Source organism: Providencia rettgeri (assembly GCF_041075285.1).
GTDB classification, from domain to species: domain Bacteria; phylum Pseudomonadota; class Gammaproteobacteria; order Enterobacterales; family Enterobacteriaceae; genus Providencia; species Providencia rettgeri_G.
Map to the genome: position 1 here is coordinate 2,578,226 of NZ_CP163512.1, position 18,913 is coordinate 2,597,138.

16 protein-coding genes are annotated in these 18,913 nt (G+C 42.8%); all 16 read right to left on the reverse strand.

Annotated elements, in window-relative coordinates; genetic code table 11:
* Nucleotides 1-2: 2 nt before the first annotated feature.
* Nucleotides 3-881 carry a DMT family transporter gene (locus AB6N04_RS11710; RefSeq protein ID WP_369308468.1) on the reverse strand — a complete coding sequence of 293 codons (879 nt, stop codon included), beginning with the start codon at nucleotides 879-881 and terminating at the stop codon, nucleotides 3-5.
* 105 nt (nucleotides 882-986) lie between these two features.
* A complete protein-coding gene (accA, locus tag AB6N04_RS11715) occupies nucleotides 987-1,946 on the reverse strand; it encodes an acetyl-CoA carboxylase carboxyl transferase subunit alpha (protein ID WP_369308469.1) in 960 nt (319 codons plus the stop codon).
* A gap of 12 nt (nucleotides 1,947-1,958) precedes the next feature.
* Nucleotides 1,959-5,441: a DNA polymerase III subunit alpha gene (gene dnaE / locus AB6N04_RS11720; RefSeq protein ID WP_369308470.1), complete on the reverse strand. Its 3,483-nt coding sequence runs from the start codon at nucleotides 5,439-5,441 to the stop codon at nucleotides 1,959-1,961.
* An 11-nt stretch (nucleotides 5,442-5,452) separates the two neighbouring features.
* Nucleotides 5,453-6,046 (reverse strand): ribonuclease HII, encoded by a 594-nt coding sequence (gene rnhB / locus AB6N04_RS11725; RefSeq protein WP_369308471.1) that lies wholly within the window; start codon nucleotides 6,044-6,046, stop codon nucleotides 5,453-5,455.
* Nucleotides 6,046-7,194, reverse strand: coding sequence for a lipid-A-disaccharide synthase (gene lpxB / locus AB6N04_RS11730; protein WP_369312091.1), 1,149 nt, complete (start codon nucleotides 7,192-7,194; stop codon nucleotides 6,046-6,048). Before lpxB ends, rnhB begins: the two co-directional genes overlap by 1 nt.
* 324 nt (nucleotides 7,195-7,518) lie before the next feature.
* A complete protein-coding gene (gene lpxA, locus AB6N04_RS11735; protein ID WP_369308472.1) occupies nucleotides 7,519-8,316 on the reverse strand; it encodes an acyl-ACP--UDP-N-acetylglucosamine O-acyltransferase in 798 nt (265 codons plus the stop codon).
* 1 nt (nucleotide 8,317) lies between these two features.
* The gene (fabZ, locus tag AB6N04_RS11740; protein ID WP_047756012.1) at nucleotides 8,318-8,770 is read right to left on the reverse strand and encodes a 3-hydroxyacyl-ACP dehydratase FabZ; all 453 of its coding nucleotides are present in this window, start codon (nucleotides 8,768-8,770) and stop codon (nucleotides 8,318-8,320) included.
* Nucleotides 8,771-8,899: 129 nt separating this feature from the next.
* Nucleotides 8,900-9,937 (reverse strand): UDP-3-O-(3-hydroxymyristoyl)glucosamine N-acyltransferase, encoded by a 1,038-nt coding sequence (gene lpxD, locus AB6N04_RS11745; protein ID WP_369308473.1) that lies wholly within the window; start codon nucleotides 9,935-9,937, stop codon nucleotides 8,900-8,902.
* A gap of 3 nt (nucleotides 9,938-9,940) precedes the next feature.
* Nucleotides 9,941-10,435, reverse strand: a complete 495-nt coding sequence (skp, locus tag AB6N04_RS11750; RefSeq protein WP_369308474.1) for a molecular chaperone Skp — start codon at nucleotides 10,433-10,435, stop codon at nucleotides 9,941-9,943.
* A gap of 89 nt (nucleotides 10,436-10,524) precedes the next feature.
* Nucleotides 10,525-12,954, reverse strand: a complete 2,430-nt coding sequence (bamA, locus tag AB6N04_RS11755; protein ID WP_369308475.1) for an outer membrane protein assembly factor BamA — start codon at nucleotides 12,952-12,954, stop codon at nucleotides 10,525-10,527.
* Nucleotides 12,955-12,995: 41 nt separating this feature from the next.
* The gene (rseP, locus tag AB6N04_RS11760) at nucleotides 12,996-14,348 is read right to left on the reverse strand and encodes a sigma E protease regulator RseP (protein WP_369308476.1); all 1,353 of its coding nucleotides are present in this window, start codon (nucleotides 14,346-14,348) and stop codon (nucleotides 12,996-12,998) included.
* Nucleotides 14,349-14,356: 8 nt separating this feature from the next.
* On the reverse strand, nucleotides 14,357-15,217 hold the full coding sequence (gene cdsA, locus AB6N04_RS11765) for a phosphatidate cytidylyltransferase (RefSeq protein WP_369308477.1): 861 nt from the start codon (nucleotides 15,215-15,217) through the stop codon (nucleotides 14,357-14,359).
* Between the two features lie 9 nt (nucleotides 15,218-15,226).
* On the reverse strand, nucleotides 15,227-15,982 hold the full coding sequence (uppS, locus tag AB6N04_RS11770) for a polyprenyl diphosphate synthase (RefSeq protein WP_369308478.1): 756 nt from the start codon (nucleotides 15,980-15,982) through the stop codon (nucleotides 15,227-15,229).
* A gap of 186 nt (nucleotides 15,983-16,168) precedes the next feature.
* A complete protein-coding gene (gene ispC, locus AB6N04_RS11775; protein ID WP_369308480.1) occupies nucleotides 16,169-17,362 on the reverse strand; it encodes a 1-deoxy-D-xylulose-5-phosphate reductoisomerase in 1,194 nt (397 codons plus the stop codon).
* Nucleotides 17,363-17,509: 147 nt separating this feature from the next.
* Complete coding sequence (gene frr, locus AB6N04_RS11780) at nucleotides 17,510-18,067, reverse strand: ribosome recycling factor (RefSeq protein ID WP_369308481.1); 558 nt, start codon at nucleotides 18,065-18,067, stop codon at nucleotides 17,510-17,512.
* A gap of 108 nt (nucleotides 18,068-18,175) precedes the next feature.
* Nucleotides 18,176-18,904, reverse strand: a complete 729-nt coding sequence (pyrH, locus tag AB6N04_RS11785; protein WP_369308482.1) for a UMP kinase — start codon at nucleotides 18,902-18,904, stop codon at nucleotides 18,176-18,178.
* Nucleotides 18,905-18,913 lie beyond the last annotated feature (9 nt).

Genomic DNA, 18,913 nt, shown 5'->3' on the forward strand with positions numbered 1-18,913 from the left:
TGTTAGTTACGCCGTTTTGCACCAACGCATAAAACGCCAGAAATAATCACTAATACGACCCCTATGATATAAGCTAGTTCAAATGGGTCACTTAAAAGTAAAACTAGCCACAACACAGATAACACGGGTGATAAAAATACCACTGAGGCAATTTTTGTCGAGTTTCCTGTATTCATTGCTTTAAACCACAAAATATATGATACACCGTTAATTAACACACCATTAATCAGTGTCGGCCAAAATGCGGCTTGAGATGGCAATTGTATTTCACTCAACGACAACAGTAAAACCAGTGAAGTCAACGTCGAAAATATAAATAACCAAACCGTACTTATATAAGGGTCAATGGAATACTGGCGCGAAAATACCGACATTAAAGCAAAGCAAAATGCACCACTAAACACTAATAATAAGGCCACTGGATGGTCCACATGCAACTGCGTAATTTGCCCTTTCGTAAACGTAATGATAACGGCAATAAAACCAATTAACACCCCAAAGACTTGCTTCATTGCTAGCTTATCTTTCAATAATATCACTGATAAAAGAATAATAATTAGCGGCCAGCTATATTGGATCACCAATACGGCAATACCATTTTCGATGGAGTAACCGTAGTACAATAGTAAATAGAACAAACAATCAAGAAAACCGAGCACAAAGACTCTGGCAAGCATTTTGCGAGGCAAGATAAACAATTTGGTAGGCTTATAGCCTGATGCTAATGCCACACTAATAACGGCGATTGCTGAAATAAGGTTTGACCAAAATAAAAATTGGAAACTATCCATTCCATTTTGCCCAAAGCGTGAAACAATCGGGATAAAACTCCAAATCAACACGCAAGAAAAGGCATAGATTAAATAATTATATTGGCGCACTTTCTTACCTTTTTTGTTTGCAGATGAGAATTGATCATTTCCAATAAAAAACGGGAGCTGGCAAAAGCAAACTCCCGTTTTATCAAATTGGCGGATCACTAACAATTAGCAATAACCATATTCCATCAGACGCTGATAACGACGGTTTTTTAATGCTTCAGCATCTAAAGCTTCCAACTCGTTAAGGTCTTCAGTAATACGCGCTTTTAGATACGCTGCAACTTCATCGTAGTTACGATGTGCACCACCTAAAGGCTCAGAAATCACGTTATCAATCAGTTTTAACTCTTTTAAGCGTGGAGCAGTAATCCCCATCGCTTCAGCCGCTAATGGTGCTTTGTCTGCACTTTTCCATAGAATGGATGCACAACCTTCTGGTGAAATAACTGAATAGGTGCTGTATTGCAACATATTCACTTTATCACCAACACCAATGGCTAATGCACCACCAGAACCGCCTTCACCAATAACAGTACAAATGACAGGAACAGATAAACGTGACATCTCACGTAAATTACGTGCAATCGCTTCTGATTGACCACGTTCTTCTGCCCCGACACCTGGGTATGCGCCTGGGGTATCAATAAAAGTGATAATAGGTAGGTTAAAACGCTCAGCCAATTCCATCAAGCGTAACGCCTTGCGGTAACCTTCTGGGGCTGGCATACCAAAATTACGACGGATTTTTTCTTTCGTTTCACGCCCTTTTTGGTGCCCTATAACCATCACTGGACGACCATCTAAACGAGCCAAACCACCTACGATAGCTTTATCATCAGCATAAGCACGGTCACCTGCTAATTCTTGGAAGTCCGTGAAAATGCGAGAGATATAGTCCAATGTATATGGACGGCGTGGATGACGAGCAAGTTTAGCAATTTGCCAAGCCCCCAGATCAGAGAAAATTTTACGTGTCAATTCAACACTTTTTTCACGTAAACGAGCAACCTCTTCATCTAGGTTGACTTCTAAGTTGTTATCTTGACGGCTAACGGCTTTTAGAGAATCAATTTTTGCCTCTAATTCCGCAATTGGCTGTTCAAAATCAAGAAAATCCAGACTCATAATATTCCTATTTTAGTCAAATTCTAATTCTACCTGCTCACTACCCAGCAGAGTTCGAAGATCGTTCAGAAGGGGATCCACGGGTGTCACACGCCAAACAACGCCAAATTTAAGCTTGGCTCTGGCATCATCCTTCTGGTAATACAGATGAACCGGGATAGTACCTGAACGATGAGGTTCAAGCGTACTGCGTAGCCGGTTCAGTAATTGATCGTTAATTTGTTTATCTGACAGTGAAATCGCGAGTCCACGCGCATATTTTTCCCTTGCTTCACTAATATCCATTAACTCACGCACTGTCATTTTATTACCACCATTGAAATCATCAAAGCTGACCTGACCGGTGGCTATCAGGATATTGTCTTTTTCCAACATATGTTGGTATTTATCGAGTGCATCTGAAAATAACATAATATCCAGACGACCGGAACGATCATCAAGCGTACAAATACCAATTCGATTGCCACGCTTGGTTGTAATCACTTTAGCTGATAGTACTAAACCTACCACAGTTGTCACCTGACCACGAGGGGTTGGGTTCACATCTTTTAACCTAAGGCCGTTAGTATAGCGCTCTATTTCGCTCAAGTATCGTGTTATTGGATGCCCCGTTAAATATAACCCAAGGGTTTCTCGCTCGCCATCCAAGACCACTTGCTCAGGCCATTTAGGTACACTGGCATATGAGCTTTCCACCTGTTCAGGGGCTTCAGCCAATACGCCAAACATATCAGCTTGGCCAATGGCTTCGGCTTTCGCATGTTGATCAGCGGCTTTTAATGCATCCTCAAGGGAAGACATCAAGGCCGCACGATGAGGACCTAGTCTGTCAAACGCCCCCGCCATGATCAGTTTTTCCATCACACGGCGGTTAATTTTTTTAATATCAACACGGGCGCAAAGGTCGAAAATTTCTTTGAAAATCCCACCTTGTTGGCGAGCTTCCACTATCGCTTCAATCGGACCTTCACCAACCCCTTTGATTGCGCCAATACCATAAACTATCTCACCTTCATCATTCACATGGAAGTGATAAAGTCCGCTATTGATATCTGGCGGTAATACTTTTAAGCCCATTCGCCAGCATTCGTCAACTAAACCAACGACTTTTTCAGTATTATCCATATCCGCGGTCATTACCGCCGCCATAAATTCAGCAGGGTAATGGGCTTTTAACCACAGGGTTTGGTAAGAAACCAATGCATACGCTGCGGAGTGTGATTTGTTAAACCCATAACCGGCAAATTTCTCTACCAAGTCAAAGATTTTCATCGACAACTCACCATCAATGCCGTTTTTGATCGCGCCTTCTTCAAAAACAGAGCGCTGCTTCGCCATTTCTTCCGGTTTCTTTTTACCCATTGCACGGCGTAGCATATCTGCACCACCGAGGGTATAGCCCGCTAGAACCTGTGCAATCTGCATAACCTGTTCTTGGTATAAAATAATACCATAAGTTGGCTCAAGAACAGGTTTTAACGATTCGTGTTGCCATTGCACATCAGGGTAGGAAATCTCTTCACGACCATGTTTACGGTCGATAAAGTTATCTACCATGCCTGATTGCAGTGGACCCGGGCGGAATAACGCCACTAATGCGATCATATCCTCGAAGCAGTCAGGGCGTAACCGCTTAATCAAATCCTTCATACCACGGGATTCTAATTGGAATACCGCCGTGGTTTCAGAGCGTTGCAGCATATCGAAACTTTTTTGATCGTGTAACGGAATAGCTGCAATATCAATCGGTTCTAGATTTTTCTTGGCACGGCGGGCGTTGATCATTTCTAACGCCCAATTGATGATAGTTAATGTCCGTAAACCTAGGAAGTCAAATTTTACCAACCCAGCATATTCAACGTCATTTTTATCGAATTGCGTAACAGGGTTATTCCCTTCCGCATCACAATACAACGGAGCAAAATCGGTAATTTTAGTTGGTGCAATAACCACACCACCTGCGTGTTTACCCGCGTTTCGAGTCACCCCTTCAAGTTTGCGCGCCATATCAATCAGCGCTTTGACTTCTTCATCCGCTTCGTAAATTTCAGGCAACTGAGGTTCGGCTTCAAACGCTTTTTCTAATGTCATCCCCGGATCAGGTGGGATCAGTTTAGAAATTCTATCCACAAAGCCATAAGGGTGACCGAGAACACGGCCTACGTCACGAATAACCGCTTTCGCTGCCATCGTACCAAAGGTGATAATTTGTGATACCGCATCACGACCGTACATCTGTGCCACGTGATCAATAACTTGGTCACGCTTTTCCATGCAGAAGTCGACGTCAAAGTCCGGCATTGAGACCCGTTCTGGGTTTAAAAAACGCTCAAATAGCAAGTCGAACTCTAATGGGTCAAGGTCGGTAATTTTAAGCGCATAAGCCACTAATGACCCTGCGCCAGACCCCCTTCCCGGCCCAACTGGCACACCATTATCTTTTGACCATTGGATAAATTCCATCACGATCAGGAAGTAACCAGGAAACCCCATTTGGTTAATAACGTTGAGTTCAACTTCCAGACGCTCATCGTATTCAGGTCGCCTTTCAGCCCGTATTTTTTCATCAGGAAATAAAAACTTAAGGCGTTCTTCGAGCCCTTCTTTTGACCGCATGACCAAAAAATCTTCGGTTTTCATATCCCCTGTCGGGAATTGCGGTAAGAAATATTCACCAAGACGGATAGTGACATTACAACGCTTAGCAATCTCTACACTGTTTTCTAATGCTTCAGGAATGTCAGCAAAAAGCTCGCACATTTCCGCTTCAGTACGTAAGTATTGCTGAGGGCTATAATTTTTCGGTCTTTTAGGATCGGCTAATGTGAAGCCATCGTGGATCGCAACGCGAATTTCATGAGCATCAAAGTCACTACTTTCAATAAAACACACATCATTCGTGGCGACGACAGGCAAGCCTTTTTTCGTTGCCAATTCGACAGCAGCATGGAGATAACTTTCTTCATCAGGGCGACCTGTTCTCACTAATTCAAGGTAGTAGCAACCGGGAAAATGCGTTTGATAAAACTCAAGGCACTCATCAACAAGGGCTTGATTACCTCGTAACAAGCATTGACCCACATCTCCTTTGCGCCCGCCAGAGAGTAAAATAAGACCATCTTTGTACTTCGCCAACCACTCCCGTTTAATCGTTGGCCCGATCGCACCATAACCTTTCAAGTAAGCTTCAGAGATGAGAAGCGTGAGATTTTGATACCCTTCATTATTCCGTGCGAGAATGGTTAGATGAGAGATTTCATCACCCAACAATTCACTTTCCACATAAAAATCAGCACCAATAATTGGCTTGATCCCTGCACTATGAGCAGCGCCATAGAACCTCACTAACCCACACAAGTTAGTAAAATCGGTAATTGCAAACGCGGGCATGCCCATCGCGGCCACTTTTTTGACCAATGGACCCGTTTTAGCAAGTCCATCAACCATGGAGTAGTCACTATGCACACGCAAATGAATAAAACGAGGAGATGCCATCGACTGAATACCTATTTTTGACTGTCTAAAGCTCGTCTCACCGGAGCAAAGCTTTTACGATGGAATTCGGTTGCACCATACTGCGCCAATTTTTCTAAGTGATAAGCGGTTGGGTAACCTTTATGTTTTGCAAAACCATATTCTGGAAATGCTTTATCCAGTTCAACCATCTCTCTATCCCGAACCACTTTCGCTAAAATGGATGCAGCGCTAATTTCTTGCACCAAGCTATCACCTTTGACCACCGCCTGTGAAGGCATTGGCAATTCAGGACAGCGATTGCCGTCAATTAAAACAAACTCAGGCGCAATAGATAGCCCTGCAACTGCACGCTGCATAGCTAACATTGTCGCATGTAGTATGTTTATTTTATCAATTTCTTCGGGTTCTGCACGCCCAATACACCAACACAAGGCTTTTTCTTTAATTTCTTCGAACAGCTTCTCACGTTTTTTTTCTGTGAGTTTTTTTGAGTCTGTAAGCCCAGCAATAGGGTTATTAGGGTCTAGGATCACTGCGGCAGTCACTACTGCACCGACTAATGGCCCGCGTCCGACTTCATCAACGCCAGCAATTAAATTGGCTTTGGGATATATAAATTCCATTAACTTCTAACCAGATCGAGTACTGCTTGCGCAGCTTGTTTATCTGCATCACAACGGATCAATTGATGCAATTGTAAAAAAGTTTCTTTTAGTTGTTCAACCTGTTCGCCCCCTTCCAATAATGGAAGAAGTTCTTGCGCCAGTTTTTCTGGCTGACACTCTTCTTGCAGTAATTCTTTGACAATTTCTTTTTCAGCAAGCAGATTCGGCAAGGAAACATAAGGTGTTTTGACTAAGCGCTTCGCTAACCAGAATGTGAACGGTTTCATGCGATAACCGACCACCATCGGACATTTAGTCAGCATACATTCAAGTGCGGCAGTTCCCGATGCTAACAATGTCGCATCTGCGGCAATCATCGCATCACGAGCTTGGCCATCTAGAATATGCACTGATAACTCGGGGGCAGCAGTCGCTTTTATCGTATCAAATTGCTGACGGCGTTTTTCATTAACCAACGGCACCAAGATATGCAAATCAGGAAAATGTTGTTGGAGTATCTGCGCCGTGAGTAAAAAGTCAGCACTCAACATTTCCACTTCGGAGTGGCGGCTTCCTGGTAACAATGCGAGGCATTTTACATTGTCCGGAATACCCAGCCGTGCTCGCGCAGCAAGTTTATCAGGATGTAAAGGGATAGCATCCGCCATGGTATGACCAATAAAGCGGCAAGGCACATCAAAACGGTCATAAAACGCTTTTTCAAATGGTAAAAAGGCTAAGACTAGGTTAGTCGAACGACCGATTTTAAATACCCGTTTTTGCCGCCATGCCCAAACAGAGGGGCTAACGTAATGAATGGTTTTGATACCTTTTGCTTTCAAGCTTCCTTCGAGGGTAATATTGAAATCAGGCGCATCAATGCCAACAAAAATATCGGGTTGCAACTGTGTAAAACGCGCAGTCAGATCTTTACGAATGGACAATAAACGCGGCAACCGCCCGAGGACTTCCACAATTCCCATTACGGCTAACTCTTCCATTTCGTACCAAGCCTCACAACCTTCGGCTTGCATCAGAGGACCTGCGACGCCAACAAAACGCGCATCCGGTACTTGCTGTTTCAGTGCACGAATAAGCCCTGCCCCGAGGATATCACCAGATGTTTCTCCGGCAACAAGGCCAATAGTAAGTGGGCGGTTATTAATCACCGAAATTCGCTCCTTAATAAAGGCCTAGGGGCTGTTGACCTTTTCTATTGATTTTACAGCCAAAAGGTCAAAAAACCCGAAAAATTGATGAATGTGAAAATCAAACTGACTGGCAATTAGTTGAATGAAGTTTGATGCTTAAACGCTGCCCTACGGGTTCGATAAAAGCGCGTTTCACTCATTTAGTGCTACGTTGAGAGGCCCTTGCCAAGTTCGCTAGGCAGCGAACCTCTCACCTTACCTAACATGGCGTTAATCCGAACAAAAATTCACCATCAAAGTTCAACAACCCCAAGCCACGCTAATCCCAATACGCTGAGATTAGCGAATAATACCACGTTTAGATTGTGCGGAATCTTCCAAGAAATCACTAAACACTTTAACGTGCTCATTCTCTTTTGCCGCTTCAGCAATTTCTTCACGTGCTTCTTCTAATGATTTACCTGAACGATATAACGTCTTGTATGCATTACGAATAGCATGTAATGATTCTTTTTCAAAACCACGACGTTTTAAACCTTCGAGGTTTAAACCAAACGGCGTTGCATGATTACCTTGAGCAATAACATATGGTGGCACGTCTTGAGCAACTCCAGAACAACCACCAACCATAACATGTGCACCAATCTTACAAAATTGATGAACGGCTGTCATACCACCAATAATGGCATAATCACCTAACGTGACATGACCACCAAGCGTGCCGTTATTTGCAATAATGCAACGATTACCGATGATACAATCATGAGCAATATGCACATTAACCATCAATAGGTTATCGTCACCCACTTTTGTTAAACCTACGTCTTGGATCGTACCACGGTGGATTGTGACACTTTCTCTGATGCGGTTTCTATCGCCAATTTCAACGCGAGTTGGTTCACCTTGATATTTCAGGTCTTGGTTAATTTCGCCAATTGAAGCGAACTGAAAAATGACATTATCGCGACCGATTTTAGTATGGCCATTAACGACAACGTGGGATTTCAGCTCCGTGCCTTCGCCAATTTCAACATTCGCGCCAATATAACAAAAAGGGCCAATACGAACATTGGCACCAATAATCGCTCCATCTTCGACTATGGATGAAGGATGGATATAGGCAGTATTGTCAATCATATCAGACCTCACGGCGACGGGCGCACATCATTTCTGCTTCGCAGGCCACTTCTCCATCAACTTTTGCAACGCCTTTAAAACGTGCGACTCCGCGACGTTCTTTGATAAATTCAACTTCTAAGACCATTTGGTCTCCAGGCAGAACAGGACGTTTGAAACGTGCATTGTCTATCGCTGCAAAATAATACAGTTCACCCGGTTCTAATTTTCCAACGCTTTTAAATGCAAGAATACCCGTTGCTTGCGCCATGGCTTCTAAAATTAAAACACCCGGAAAAATCGGTTTACCAGGGAAGTGCCCTTGGAAAAATGGCTCATTGAAGGAAACATTTTTAACTGCACGCAAAGATTTGCCTTCTTCAAAATCCAAAACACGGTCAACCAAAAGGAACGGGTAACGGTGCGGAAGGAGCTCTAAAATTTCTTCAATATTCAGAGTATGATTATCACTCATCGAAATACTCTTCCTGTTTATTAATACGGTTATTATTAACGAATCGGCCTGCTTTAACCTTAAATTAGGTTAACTGGCAGGCCGGAAAACGTAACTCAGATAACTATTTTAGCCTGAATTACAAAATGATTACTGTTTTTTTTGATTTTGGCTATCTAATTCACGCTCAACATGTTTCAGTCTCTTATTCATCTCATTGATATTTAAGACTAAAGCAGCTGTTTTACGCCAAACTTTATTTGGTTGTAAAGGAATACCTGAAGAATAAACTCCCGGCTCAGTGATAGGCCTCATGACCATTCCCATCCCCGTTACTGTAACCTTATCGCAGATTTCCATATGACCGTTGATGACGCTCGCGCCCCCAATCATACAGTAACGACCAATTTTTAAGCTGCCTGCCATAATCACACCGCCAGCAACTGCGGTATTATCACCAATAATAACATTATGTGCAATTTGGCACTGGTTATCGATAATGACACCATCACCAATGATCGTGTTATCTAACGCACCGCGATCAATCGTTGTACTTGCGCCGATCTCAACACGTGAACCGATGATCACCGAACCTAATTGCGGAATTTTGATCCAATTGCCACGATCATTTGCATAGCCGAAACCATCTGAACCGATCACTGTCCCAGATTGAATTAAACAGTGCTCACCAATTTCGATATTGTGATACACGCTGACATTCGCCCATAAACGGGTTCCTGCACCTATACGCGTATTTTTTCCCACAAAGCAACCAGCGCCAATCACCACGTTATCCCCGAGTACAACACCACTTTCGATAACGGCATTTGCGCCAATTGCAACATTCTTACCAAGCGTTGCATCATCTGCAATAACAGCAGAAGGATGAATATCTTCCGCTGGGCTTGGTGTTGTATCCATAATTTGCGCCATGCGTGCATAAGCTAAATATGGGTTATCAACAACCAGTGCTGCAACTTTGCAGGCTTTAAGATCTTTTGCTGTGAGGACTACCGCGGCAGCTTGGCAATCAGCCAATTTATCACTGTAACGGCTATCAGATAAAAAGGTAATCTGTTGATTATTCGCTGAATGCATGGGGGCAATACCGGTGATGACGATATCGCCATCACCCTGTAATTGTGCATTCAACTGCTGAGCAAGATCAGCCAATCGAATTGAATACATCTATTATTTAACCTGTTTTTGAACCTGGCTGGTGATGTTAACACTATCTTTTGCATACGCTACTGCGTTTGCATCGATAACAACATCATAGCCTTCTTTCGCGGCAACAGACTTAATAGAGTCTTGAATACGAGCTAAAATCTTATTACGCTCTTCACTTTGACGACGACGATTGTCTTCTTCAAATTTTTGAGCTTTTTCAGCAAAAGCGTCACGTTTAGTCATGAGTTCAGATTCAAGCTTTTCGCGTTCACTTTGCTTCATAGTTGCACCATCACGACGCAGTTTTTCTACACGTGATTGCAGGTCTTTTTCCATATTCTGCAACTCAGTCGCACGGCTCTTGAATTCATTTTCAAGCTGTTTAGCAACGGCTTCACGCGCTGGCATATTTTGGAAAATTTCACCAACATTTACGATAGCGATTTTTTCAGCATAAGCCCCCGCAGACATTGCTAAAGCAATACTCACACCCGCTGCACACAACAATTTTTTCACACTAAACTCCTTAACCCATATGTATGGTTGGAAATTTTGGTTGCTCCCATAATATTATGGGAGCCTTCATAGATAGAAACTGGAGTAGATTACCACGTTCTACCAATATTAAATTGGAACTGTTCTGATTTATCCCCTTCGTAGTCCTTAATCGGCTGCGCATAAGAGAAGACCAGTGGTCCAAGTGGGGACATCCATTGTAAAGCAACACCTGCTGAAGCACGAACATTGGTCGCCTTACCGTAGTCAGGCATTCCTTTACGCCAATCAGAGTTAATGCTATTCCAATTTGTATCCCATACTGTCCCCGCATCAACGAATAGAGAAGTACGAACAGAGTTCGAGTATTTCTCATCGATAAATGGTGTAGGGGTAATTAACTCAAATGATGCCGCATACATGGCATTACCACCAACAGCATCACTTGATGGGCTTCCTGGCTCTGGACCATTTACCCAATTTCCAGCTGAATCCTTCATACGTTTCAAGTAAACCGCTTTCGGACCGATATTGTTCGAACGGAAACCACGAATGGTACTAGAACCACCCGCATAGAAGTTTTCGTAGAATGGCATTTGTTTGCTGCCAATACCGTCACCATAACCCGCTTGAGCACGCCCCAGCACAACCCATGTTTCATCTTCATCTAATGGATAGTACTGCGCTGTATCAAAGCGTAGTTTATAGTATTCGTTATCCGAACCTGGAATGGTAACTTTACCTGATACGTTGGTCTTGTTACCGGATGTTGGGAAGAAACCACGGTTTAATGAGTTGTAAGTCCAACCTAAGTTAAGCGTGAAGTCATCGGCATCAAAGCTTTCTTTATTACGACCGTTTTCTGTGATTGGCGGGTTTTTACCCATAGAATCAAGGTAATCCCACATCGCAGCTTGTGCACGCATGTCAGACAATTTGTTATGAACATAACCCGCCCCTACACGGAATGAGTTATTTTCATTGAATGGGAAACTTAAGAAGCTATCTAAGCCATACGTTTTGTTGTTATAGCCAGATAAGTCAGCATCTTTCGCACTAAAGTCGTTATAGAAAACACGCCCTCCCAAACTCACACCGTTAACGGTGAAGTAAGGGTCAGTAAAGGAGAATTCAACGTTAGTTGAATAGTCATTTTTACTCGCGTTGATACCTACCGCGTTACCTGTACCTAACCAGTTATCTTGCGTAACACCAACTTGGAAGCTCACACCACTTTCTGTACCAAAACCGATACCAAAGTTCATTGAACCCGTATTACGTTCTTTAACTTTATAGATAACATCAACTTGGTCAGGACTACCCGGTACGCGTTGAGTTTCAACATCGACGGTTTCAAAATACCCTGTACGATTGAGACGTTCTTTACCAAGTTCAACAAGATCATTACCCAGCCATGCCCCTTCCATTTGGCGCATTTCACGACGCAGGACGGTATCTTTACTGGTGTCATTACCTTGGAAACGAATTTCACGCACGTAGAAACGGTTACCTGCATCAATGTTCAGATGCAATTTAACGGTTTTATCGGCATCGTTAATTTCAGGCTGAGTCATCACACGCGGATAGGCATAACCGTATCGACCAAACAGTTCTTTGATCTGGTTTTCCATTCGTGTCACTTGAGCACCGTTGTATAATTCACCCGGAGTGATCGTGATAAGCTCTTTGATTTCATTTAAATGATCAGCCGTATTACCATTAATTTCAACGCCAGAAATTTTATACTGGTCGCCTTCAGTAATGTTAATCGTGATATAAATGCCTTTTTTGTCTGGGGTCAGACTGACTTGTGTTGAGTCAATATTAAAACGTGCATAGCCGCGATCAAGGTAGAAACTACGCAGGGTTTCTAAGTCACCTGCCAGTTTTTGCTTCTGATATTTTTGGTCAGCAGCAAGGTTCCACCATGGTACATCATCACGTAATTGCAGTTTGTTAACCAATTCTGCGGTCGTGTAGTTTTTGTTACCGACGATATTAATCTGCTGAATTTGTGCAGAAACACCTTCAGAGAATACAAATTTTAAATCCACACGGTTGCGCGGTAATGGTGTCACAACGGCTTTCACTGTCGCGTTGTATTTACCCACACTGTAGTAAAAGTCTTCTAAGCCTTTTTCAATATTCGCAATCGTGGTGCGGTCAAGTGCCTCACCCACGCGAATATTTGAAGCCTCCAAGTTCTGCTTGAGCATATCGTCTTTAACAGATTTATTACCTGTAAACGTAATGCTTGCGATGGTTGGCCGCTCTTTAACTTGAACGATCAGCGTGTTTCCATCACGCAGGACCCTAACATCTTCGAAGTTACCGGTTGAAAATAGGGAACGAATCGAACGACTGATATCGTCGTTATCAATCGAATCACCAACCCTAACTGGCATGTTCAATAATGCTGCACCAACGGCGACGCGTTGTAGACCTTCGAAACGAATGTCTTTAACTACGAATCCGTCTGAACCGTATGCAGTGGCGCTGCTTAGAAGCAGCGACGCTATGAGCAACTTTTTCATCGCCATCGTTGTTATGCGTATTCCTTACTGGTCCCCAGCTTACAAAATTAGAAGCGAGAGAAATCATTAAAAAGTGCAAGTCCCATTAACAGAATCAATGCCATTGCACCTATCCGAAAACTAAAGTCTTGTACTCGCTCAGACACTGGACTTCCCTTAATTTTTTCAATTAATAAGAAGAGCAAATGCCCCCCATCTAAAACAGGCAATGGAAACAGATTGATGATACCTAAATTTACGCTAATAAGCGCAATAAACATCAAATAATATACCAAGCCTGACTCGGCGGATACCCCCGCACCTTTCGCGATAGATATCGGACCGCTTAAGTTATTGAGTTTGACATCCCCAACAACCAGTTTACCCATCATGCTGACCGTCAGTTTCATCAACTGCCACGTTTTATCGCTTGCTTGGTAAAACGCAGAAAATGGCCCATATTGTTGCACCATTTTATATTCATCTGCTAACGGTAACACTGAAAGTTCTACACCCGCAAACCCAATTTTCTCACCACGCTGCCCATCTTGACTATCTGGCGTTAAGGTGAGTGAAATACGTTGTGAAGCACGCTCAACGTCTAATTTCAGTGGTGTTCCCGGATTTTCGCGAATAATTCGAGTAACTGGGTTCCAATACCCGAGTGCTTCGCCGTTAACACTCACAATTCTATCCCCTGGCATTAACCCTGCGCGCTCCCCAGCTTGACCTGCTGTCACTTTTTGAATAACAGGGTCGACTCTGGCTGAAACTGGCATGATGCCAAGTGACAGAATAGGGTCTTGTTTTTCAGGATCAAATTTCCAGTCAGTTAAATCAACTGTTTTAGTAATTGGCTCATTGTACCCTTGAGGCAATACTTCTGCGGTTAATTGCCGATCGCCAATTTTACTCACTAACGCTAAACGCGCAGAATTCCAATCTGGTGTTTCGATACCATCAATGGATTTTAGTTCCATTTTGGATTCAAAATTTGCCGCCGCCGCAATCGAACCCGGCTTTACATCCTCAATAACTGGCTTCACAGAAGGAACACCAATCATAAAGACTATCCAGTAGACAACGATAGCAAGTAAAAAGTTCGCAATTGGCCCCGCGCTAATAATTGCCGCACGCTGCCCCACGGTTTTATTGTTAAATGCTTCATGTCGGCGTTCAGGAGAAACTTCACCAACGCGCTCATCCAACATTTTGACATAGCCGCCCAGTGGGATCAAAGCAAGAACAAATTCAGTACCGTGTTTGTCAACTTTGCGCCACAACGTTTTACCAAAACCGATAGAGAAACGCTCGACATAAACACCACAGCGGCGTGCCACCCAATAATGGCCAAATTCGTGTACGGTAATCAGTACACCAATTGCAATAATAAACGCCACTAAGCTCCAAATAAATCCCATTTATCGTCCTAGAGACCAAAGCCGTTAAAAATTAACAAATTTAGCCCAGCAAATACCGGAATTGCTGCTGTTAAGCTATCAATACGATCAAGTATACCACCGTGACCAGGGATCAAATGACTGCTATCTTTAATACCTGATTGTCGCTTAAACATACTTTCGGTTAAATCACCGAACACAGATACTACAACAACAATAATTGAAGTCACTAGTAAATAATCTGGCATAACCGGGATTGGTGCAAATGCACTAAATACCCAAGAAATAATCCCTGCTGTGATTAAACCACCAACCAGACCTTCCCATGTTTTACCCGGTGACACTTTTGGTGCCATTTTATTGCGCCCAATCGTACGCCCAAAAGCATAGGCACCTGAATCAGCCCCCCACACCAGTAACATGACATACAGTAACCACCATGCACCAATCGATGTATCGCTATGGTAGCCTACTGTACGTAGCGCCATCATGCCGCAGTAAAAAGGAATAATAGTAAATGCACCAAATAATAAACGTATAGCAACGGATTTGCCCCAAGACGCCGATGCAGGGTAAGTGACAACAAGCACAATGGCAATCACCCACCACACAAGACCAGCCCATAACCCGTATAAAATTATCGGATCATTCGATAATGAGGTGATGTTAGGGATGGAAAATTGCATCGCAAGTAAGATTGCCGCAAAAACAACCGCTAACCCAATACGTTTAACCTGTGAATGCCATCCAGCAAATTGCGCCCATTCCCAAGCACCTAACGCAGAAACGGCAATCACTACTAAACCAAAATTAGCTGGAGATAGTAAAAACAGCGCTGCAATAACAATGGGTATTAATACTATCGCAGTCAGTAAACGATATTTCAGCACATCTATCCCCTATTCTTCGACGATTTCGTCATCTGATTCAGCTCCACCATAACGACGCTCGCGCTTACTAAATGCATCAACCGCATCCTGAAACACCATTTCATCAAAATCTGGCCACAAAACGTTGGTGAAATAAAATTCCGCATAAGCGACTTGCCATAATAGAAAGTTGCTAATTCGATGTTCTCCCCCTGTCCTAATGACTAAGTCAACATTTTCTTGGTCATGCATACAGATTGAGTTATTGATTGTATCTTCATTGATATTATCAATAGAAAGTTCACCACGTTGCACTTTTGCACAGACTTGTTTCACACTATTGACGATATCCCAGCGCCCACCGTAGTTCGCTGCAATATTTAATTTTAAACCTGTATTGTTTTTCGTCAGCGCTTCTGCTTTATCAATTCGTTTTCTAAGGCGCTCACTAAAGCGGTCAATATCACCTATCACTTTTAATTTCACATTGTTCTTGTGTAGGTTTTTTACTTCATTATCGAGTGCAAAAACGAATAATTCCATCAAAGAACTGACTTCTTTTTCAGGTCTCCGCCAATTTTCACTACTGAATGCATAAAGGGTGAGTGAGCTAATATTATTTTTGACTGCAAAACGCACAGAGTTACGTACAGATTCAACACCTGCCTTATGACCTGTTATTCTGAGTTTTCCTCTCTGTTTTGCCCATCGCCCATTGCCATCCATAATGATAGCGACATGCTTTGGCATCATCGATTCAGAGAGATTTTCACCACTAGAGTTCATTAAATGTTAATCCTTGTGAGTACCGCTTTGAGAATACCACTCAATAATAACCACTATTATTAAGTTTGCTGATAAGACACATCCTTAATTCTCTGCTAGATACTAGGTTATCTTTCTTTTTTTAAACGCATCACATATTAAAGATAAATTGTGGTTATCAGCAACTAAATAAATCACATACCAAGCTTAAACCGTTTGAGCGATTATTTTTGCTGCATCACGGCGTACACATTCGTCGATTTCTAAGACCTCTTCAATAGAGACTGGTTCAGAAAAAACTTGGCTTTCTAAAATTTTGTGATTAATTTTCGCAATATCAGTAAAGCGAATTTTCCCCTCAAGGAATGCTGCCACTGTCATTTCATTTGCTCCGTTCAGCGCCGTCGTCGCGGCTTGCCCTTGATGACAAGCATCAATAGCGAGTTTTAAGCAAGGATAACGCTGGTAATCAGGTTGCACAAAAGTTAATGATGAAAGGCTAGCAAAATCAAGGGGTTTAGCCCCAGAAACAATACGCTCAGGGTAAGCCATACTATACGAAATTGGTGTGCGCATATCTGGCGTACCAAGCTGTGCAATAACACTACCATCAAGGTATCTCACCATCGAGTGGATCACCGATTGAGGGTGAATAATCACTTCCATCTGCTCAGCATGTGCATTAAAGAAATAACAAGCTTCAATATACTCTAGCCCTTTATTCATCATAGTCGCTGAATCAACAGAAATTTTACGCCCCATCGACCAATTTGGGTGGTTACAGGCCTCATCAGGCGTCACGTGTTCAAAATGCGATAATGGCGTGTCTCTAAATGGCCCACCAGAGCCTGTTAGAACAATACTGGAGATACCTGAAGCCGCAAGGTCAGCAAAACCTAAGTTGAGCTGAATAATTTCTGGCAAACTTTGAAAGATAGCATTATGTTCGCTGTCAATTGGAAAAACGGATGCATTATGTTGGCGAATCTCATTAAAGAATAAACGGCCACTGGTAATCAAAGACTCTTTATTCGCTAATAATATTCTTTTCCCTTTACGGATCGCCGCTAAGGTTGGCAATAACCCAGCAACCCCTGTGATCGCCGACATAACTTGGTCTGCGTCATCAAGGCCTGCTAGCTCGATAGCCGCTTGCTTGCCTGACAATACTTCTGTTTTATTATTATTTTCAGACAAAATCGTGCGTAATGCTTGAGCCGATGACTCATCCGCCATTGCGGCATATTTCGGATTAAACTCAAGACATTGTTTTGCCATTTCAGCGACATTTTTGCCCGCAACTAAGGCAACAACTTGGAATTTTTCAGGATTTTGACGAACAACAGAAAGTGTATTAGTACCAATTGAACCTGTTGAACCCAGGACTGTCAGACGTTTCATAGTGATCGGATACTCTGTATTAATTCAATACTGAGATTATATCAGCTTAGTGATAAGAAAGGATTTTTTAATGATGACGAAAAATAATAAAGCCACGCTAACGCACACTTTTACATTTTGCGTTGGTGGCTTCATCACGATGATGGATTAAAACTCCATCAATTCTGCTTCTTTTTGCGCTAATGACTCATCAATTTTCTTGATATAATTATCAGTCATTTTTTGAATGTCATCTTGTGAACGACGCTCATCATCTTCACTGATTTCTTTGTCTTTTAGCAGCGCTTTAACTTTGTCGTTAGCGTCACGGCGCACATTACGAACAGCAATACGGCCTTGTTCCGCATCACCACGAACCACTTTAATTAAGTCCTTACGACGCTCTTCGGTTAATGGCGGAAGTGGAACACGGATAACAGTACCCGCAGATGATGGGTTCAGACCTAAGTCAGACGCCATAATTGCCTTTTCAATCGCAGGTGACATACTACGGTCAAAAACAGAAATCGCCAGTGTACGTGAATCTTCAACCGTCACGTTAGCCAACTGACGCAGTGGCGTTGCTGAACCATAATAGTCAACACTGATGCCGTCTAACAGGCTTGGAGATGCACGGCCTGTACGAACTTTACTAATTTGGTTTTTGAATGCTTCAAGGCTCTTTTCCATGCGGTCTAGAGCATCTTTTTGGATTTCGTTAATCACGTTTTCAACCCTTAAGAACTGATTATTAAAGGCCGCACTGCGACCTCGCTTAAATTGTCTGAATTTATCCTAGATAATACATTTAAACTCAGGCTATGTCTCTGAGTATTAGTTGTGAGAAATCAGAGTACCTTCATTTTCGCCCATGACAACGCGGCGTAATGCACCCGGTTTATTCATATTGAAAACACGAATTGGCAAGTTATGGTCACGGGCTAATGTGAAGGCCGCTAAGTCCATCACTTTTAACTCACGCTCCAGAACTTCTTGGTAATCCAGTTTTTCATATAATACAGCATCAGGATCTTTCGCAGGATCCGCTGAATAGACGCCATCAACTTTTGTTGCTTTTAACACAACATCCGCTTCAATTTCAATACCGCGTAAACACGCCGCAGAGTCTGTTGTAAAGAATGGATTGCCTGTTCCCGCAGAAAAAATAACAACACGACCGTGACGCAGTAAGCTAATCGCTTCTGCCCAGCTGTAGTTATCACAGACGCCGTTTAATGGAATTGCAGACATGAGTCTTGCATTCACATAAGCACGGTGTAAAGCATCGCGCATTGCGAGTCCATTCATCACCGTGGCTAACATGCCCATGTGGTCGCCGACAACACGGTTCATACCAGCTTGTGCCAAACCCGCACCACGAAACAGGTTACCACCGCCAATAACAACACCGACCTGTATACCCAGTTCTATGAGTTCTTTGATTTCCTGAGCCATACGATCTAAAACGCTAGCATCGATACCAAAACCTTCTGCGCCTTGTAAGGCTTCGCCACTTAATTTAAGCAGAATACGCTGATAAACGGGTTTTGCATTGGTTGCCATGGTGTTCTG

Coding starts and splice junctions, on each gene's coding strand:
- accA (WP_369308469.1), bottom strand. CDS start 1,946: ATGAGTCTGGATTTTCTTGATTTTGAACAGCCAATTGCGGAATTAGAG.
- dnaE (WP_369308470.1), bottom strand. CDS start 5,441: ATGGCATCTCCTCGTTTTATTCATTTGCGTGTGCATAGTGACTACTCC.
- rnhB (WP_369308471.1), bottom strand. CDS start 6,046: ATGGAATTTATATATCCCAAAGCCAATTTAATTGCTGGCGTTGATGAA.
- lpxA (WP_369308472.1), bottom strand. CDS start 8,316: ATGATTGACAATACTGCCTATATCCATCCTTCATCCATAGTCGAAGAT.
- fabZ (WP_047756012.1), bottom strand. CDS start 8,770: ATGAGTGATAATCATACTCTGAATATTGAAGAAATTTTAGAGCTCCTT.
- lpxD (WP_369308473.1), bottom strand. CDS start 9,937: ATGTATTCAATTCGATTGGCTGATCTTGCTCAGCAGTTGAATGCACAA.
- bamA (WP_369308475.1), bottom strand. CDS start 12,954: ATGGCGATGAAAAAGTTGCTCATAGCGTCGCTGCTTCTAAGCAGCGCC.
- rseP (WP_369308476.1), bottom strand. CDS start 14,348: ATGGGATTTATTTGGAGCTTAGTGGCGTTTATTATTGCAATTGGTGTA.
- uppS (WP_369308478.1), bottom strand. CDS start 15,982: ATGAACTCTAGTGGTGAAAATCTCTCTGAATCGATGATGCCAAAGCAT.
- ispC (WP_369308480.1), bottom strand. CDS start 17,362: ATGAAACGTCTGACAGTCCTGGGTTCAACAGGTTCAATTGGTACTAAT.
- pyrH (WP_369308482.1), bottom strand. CDS start 18,904: ATGGCAACCAATGCAAAACCCGTTTATCAGCGTATTCTGCTTAAATTA.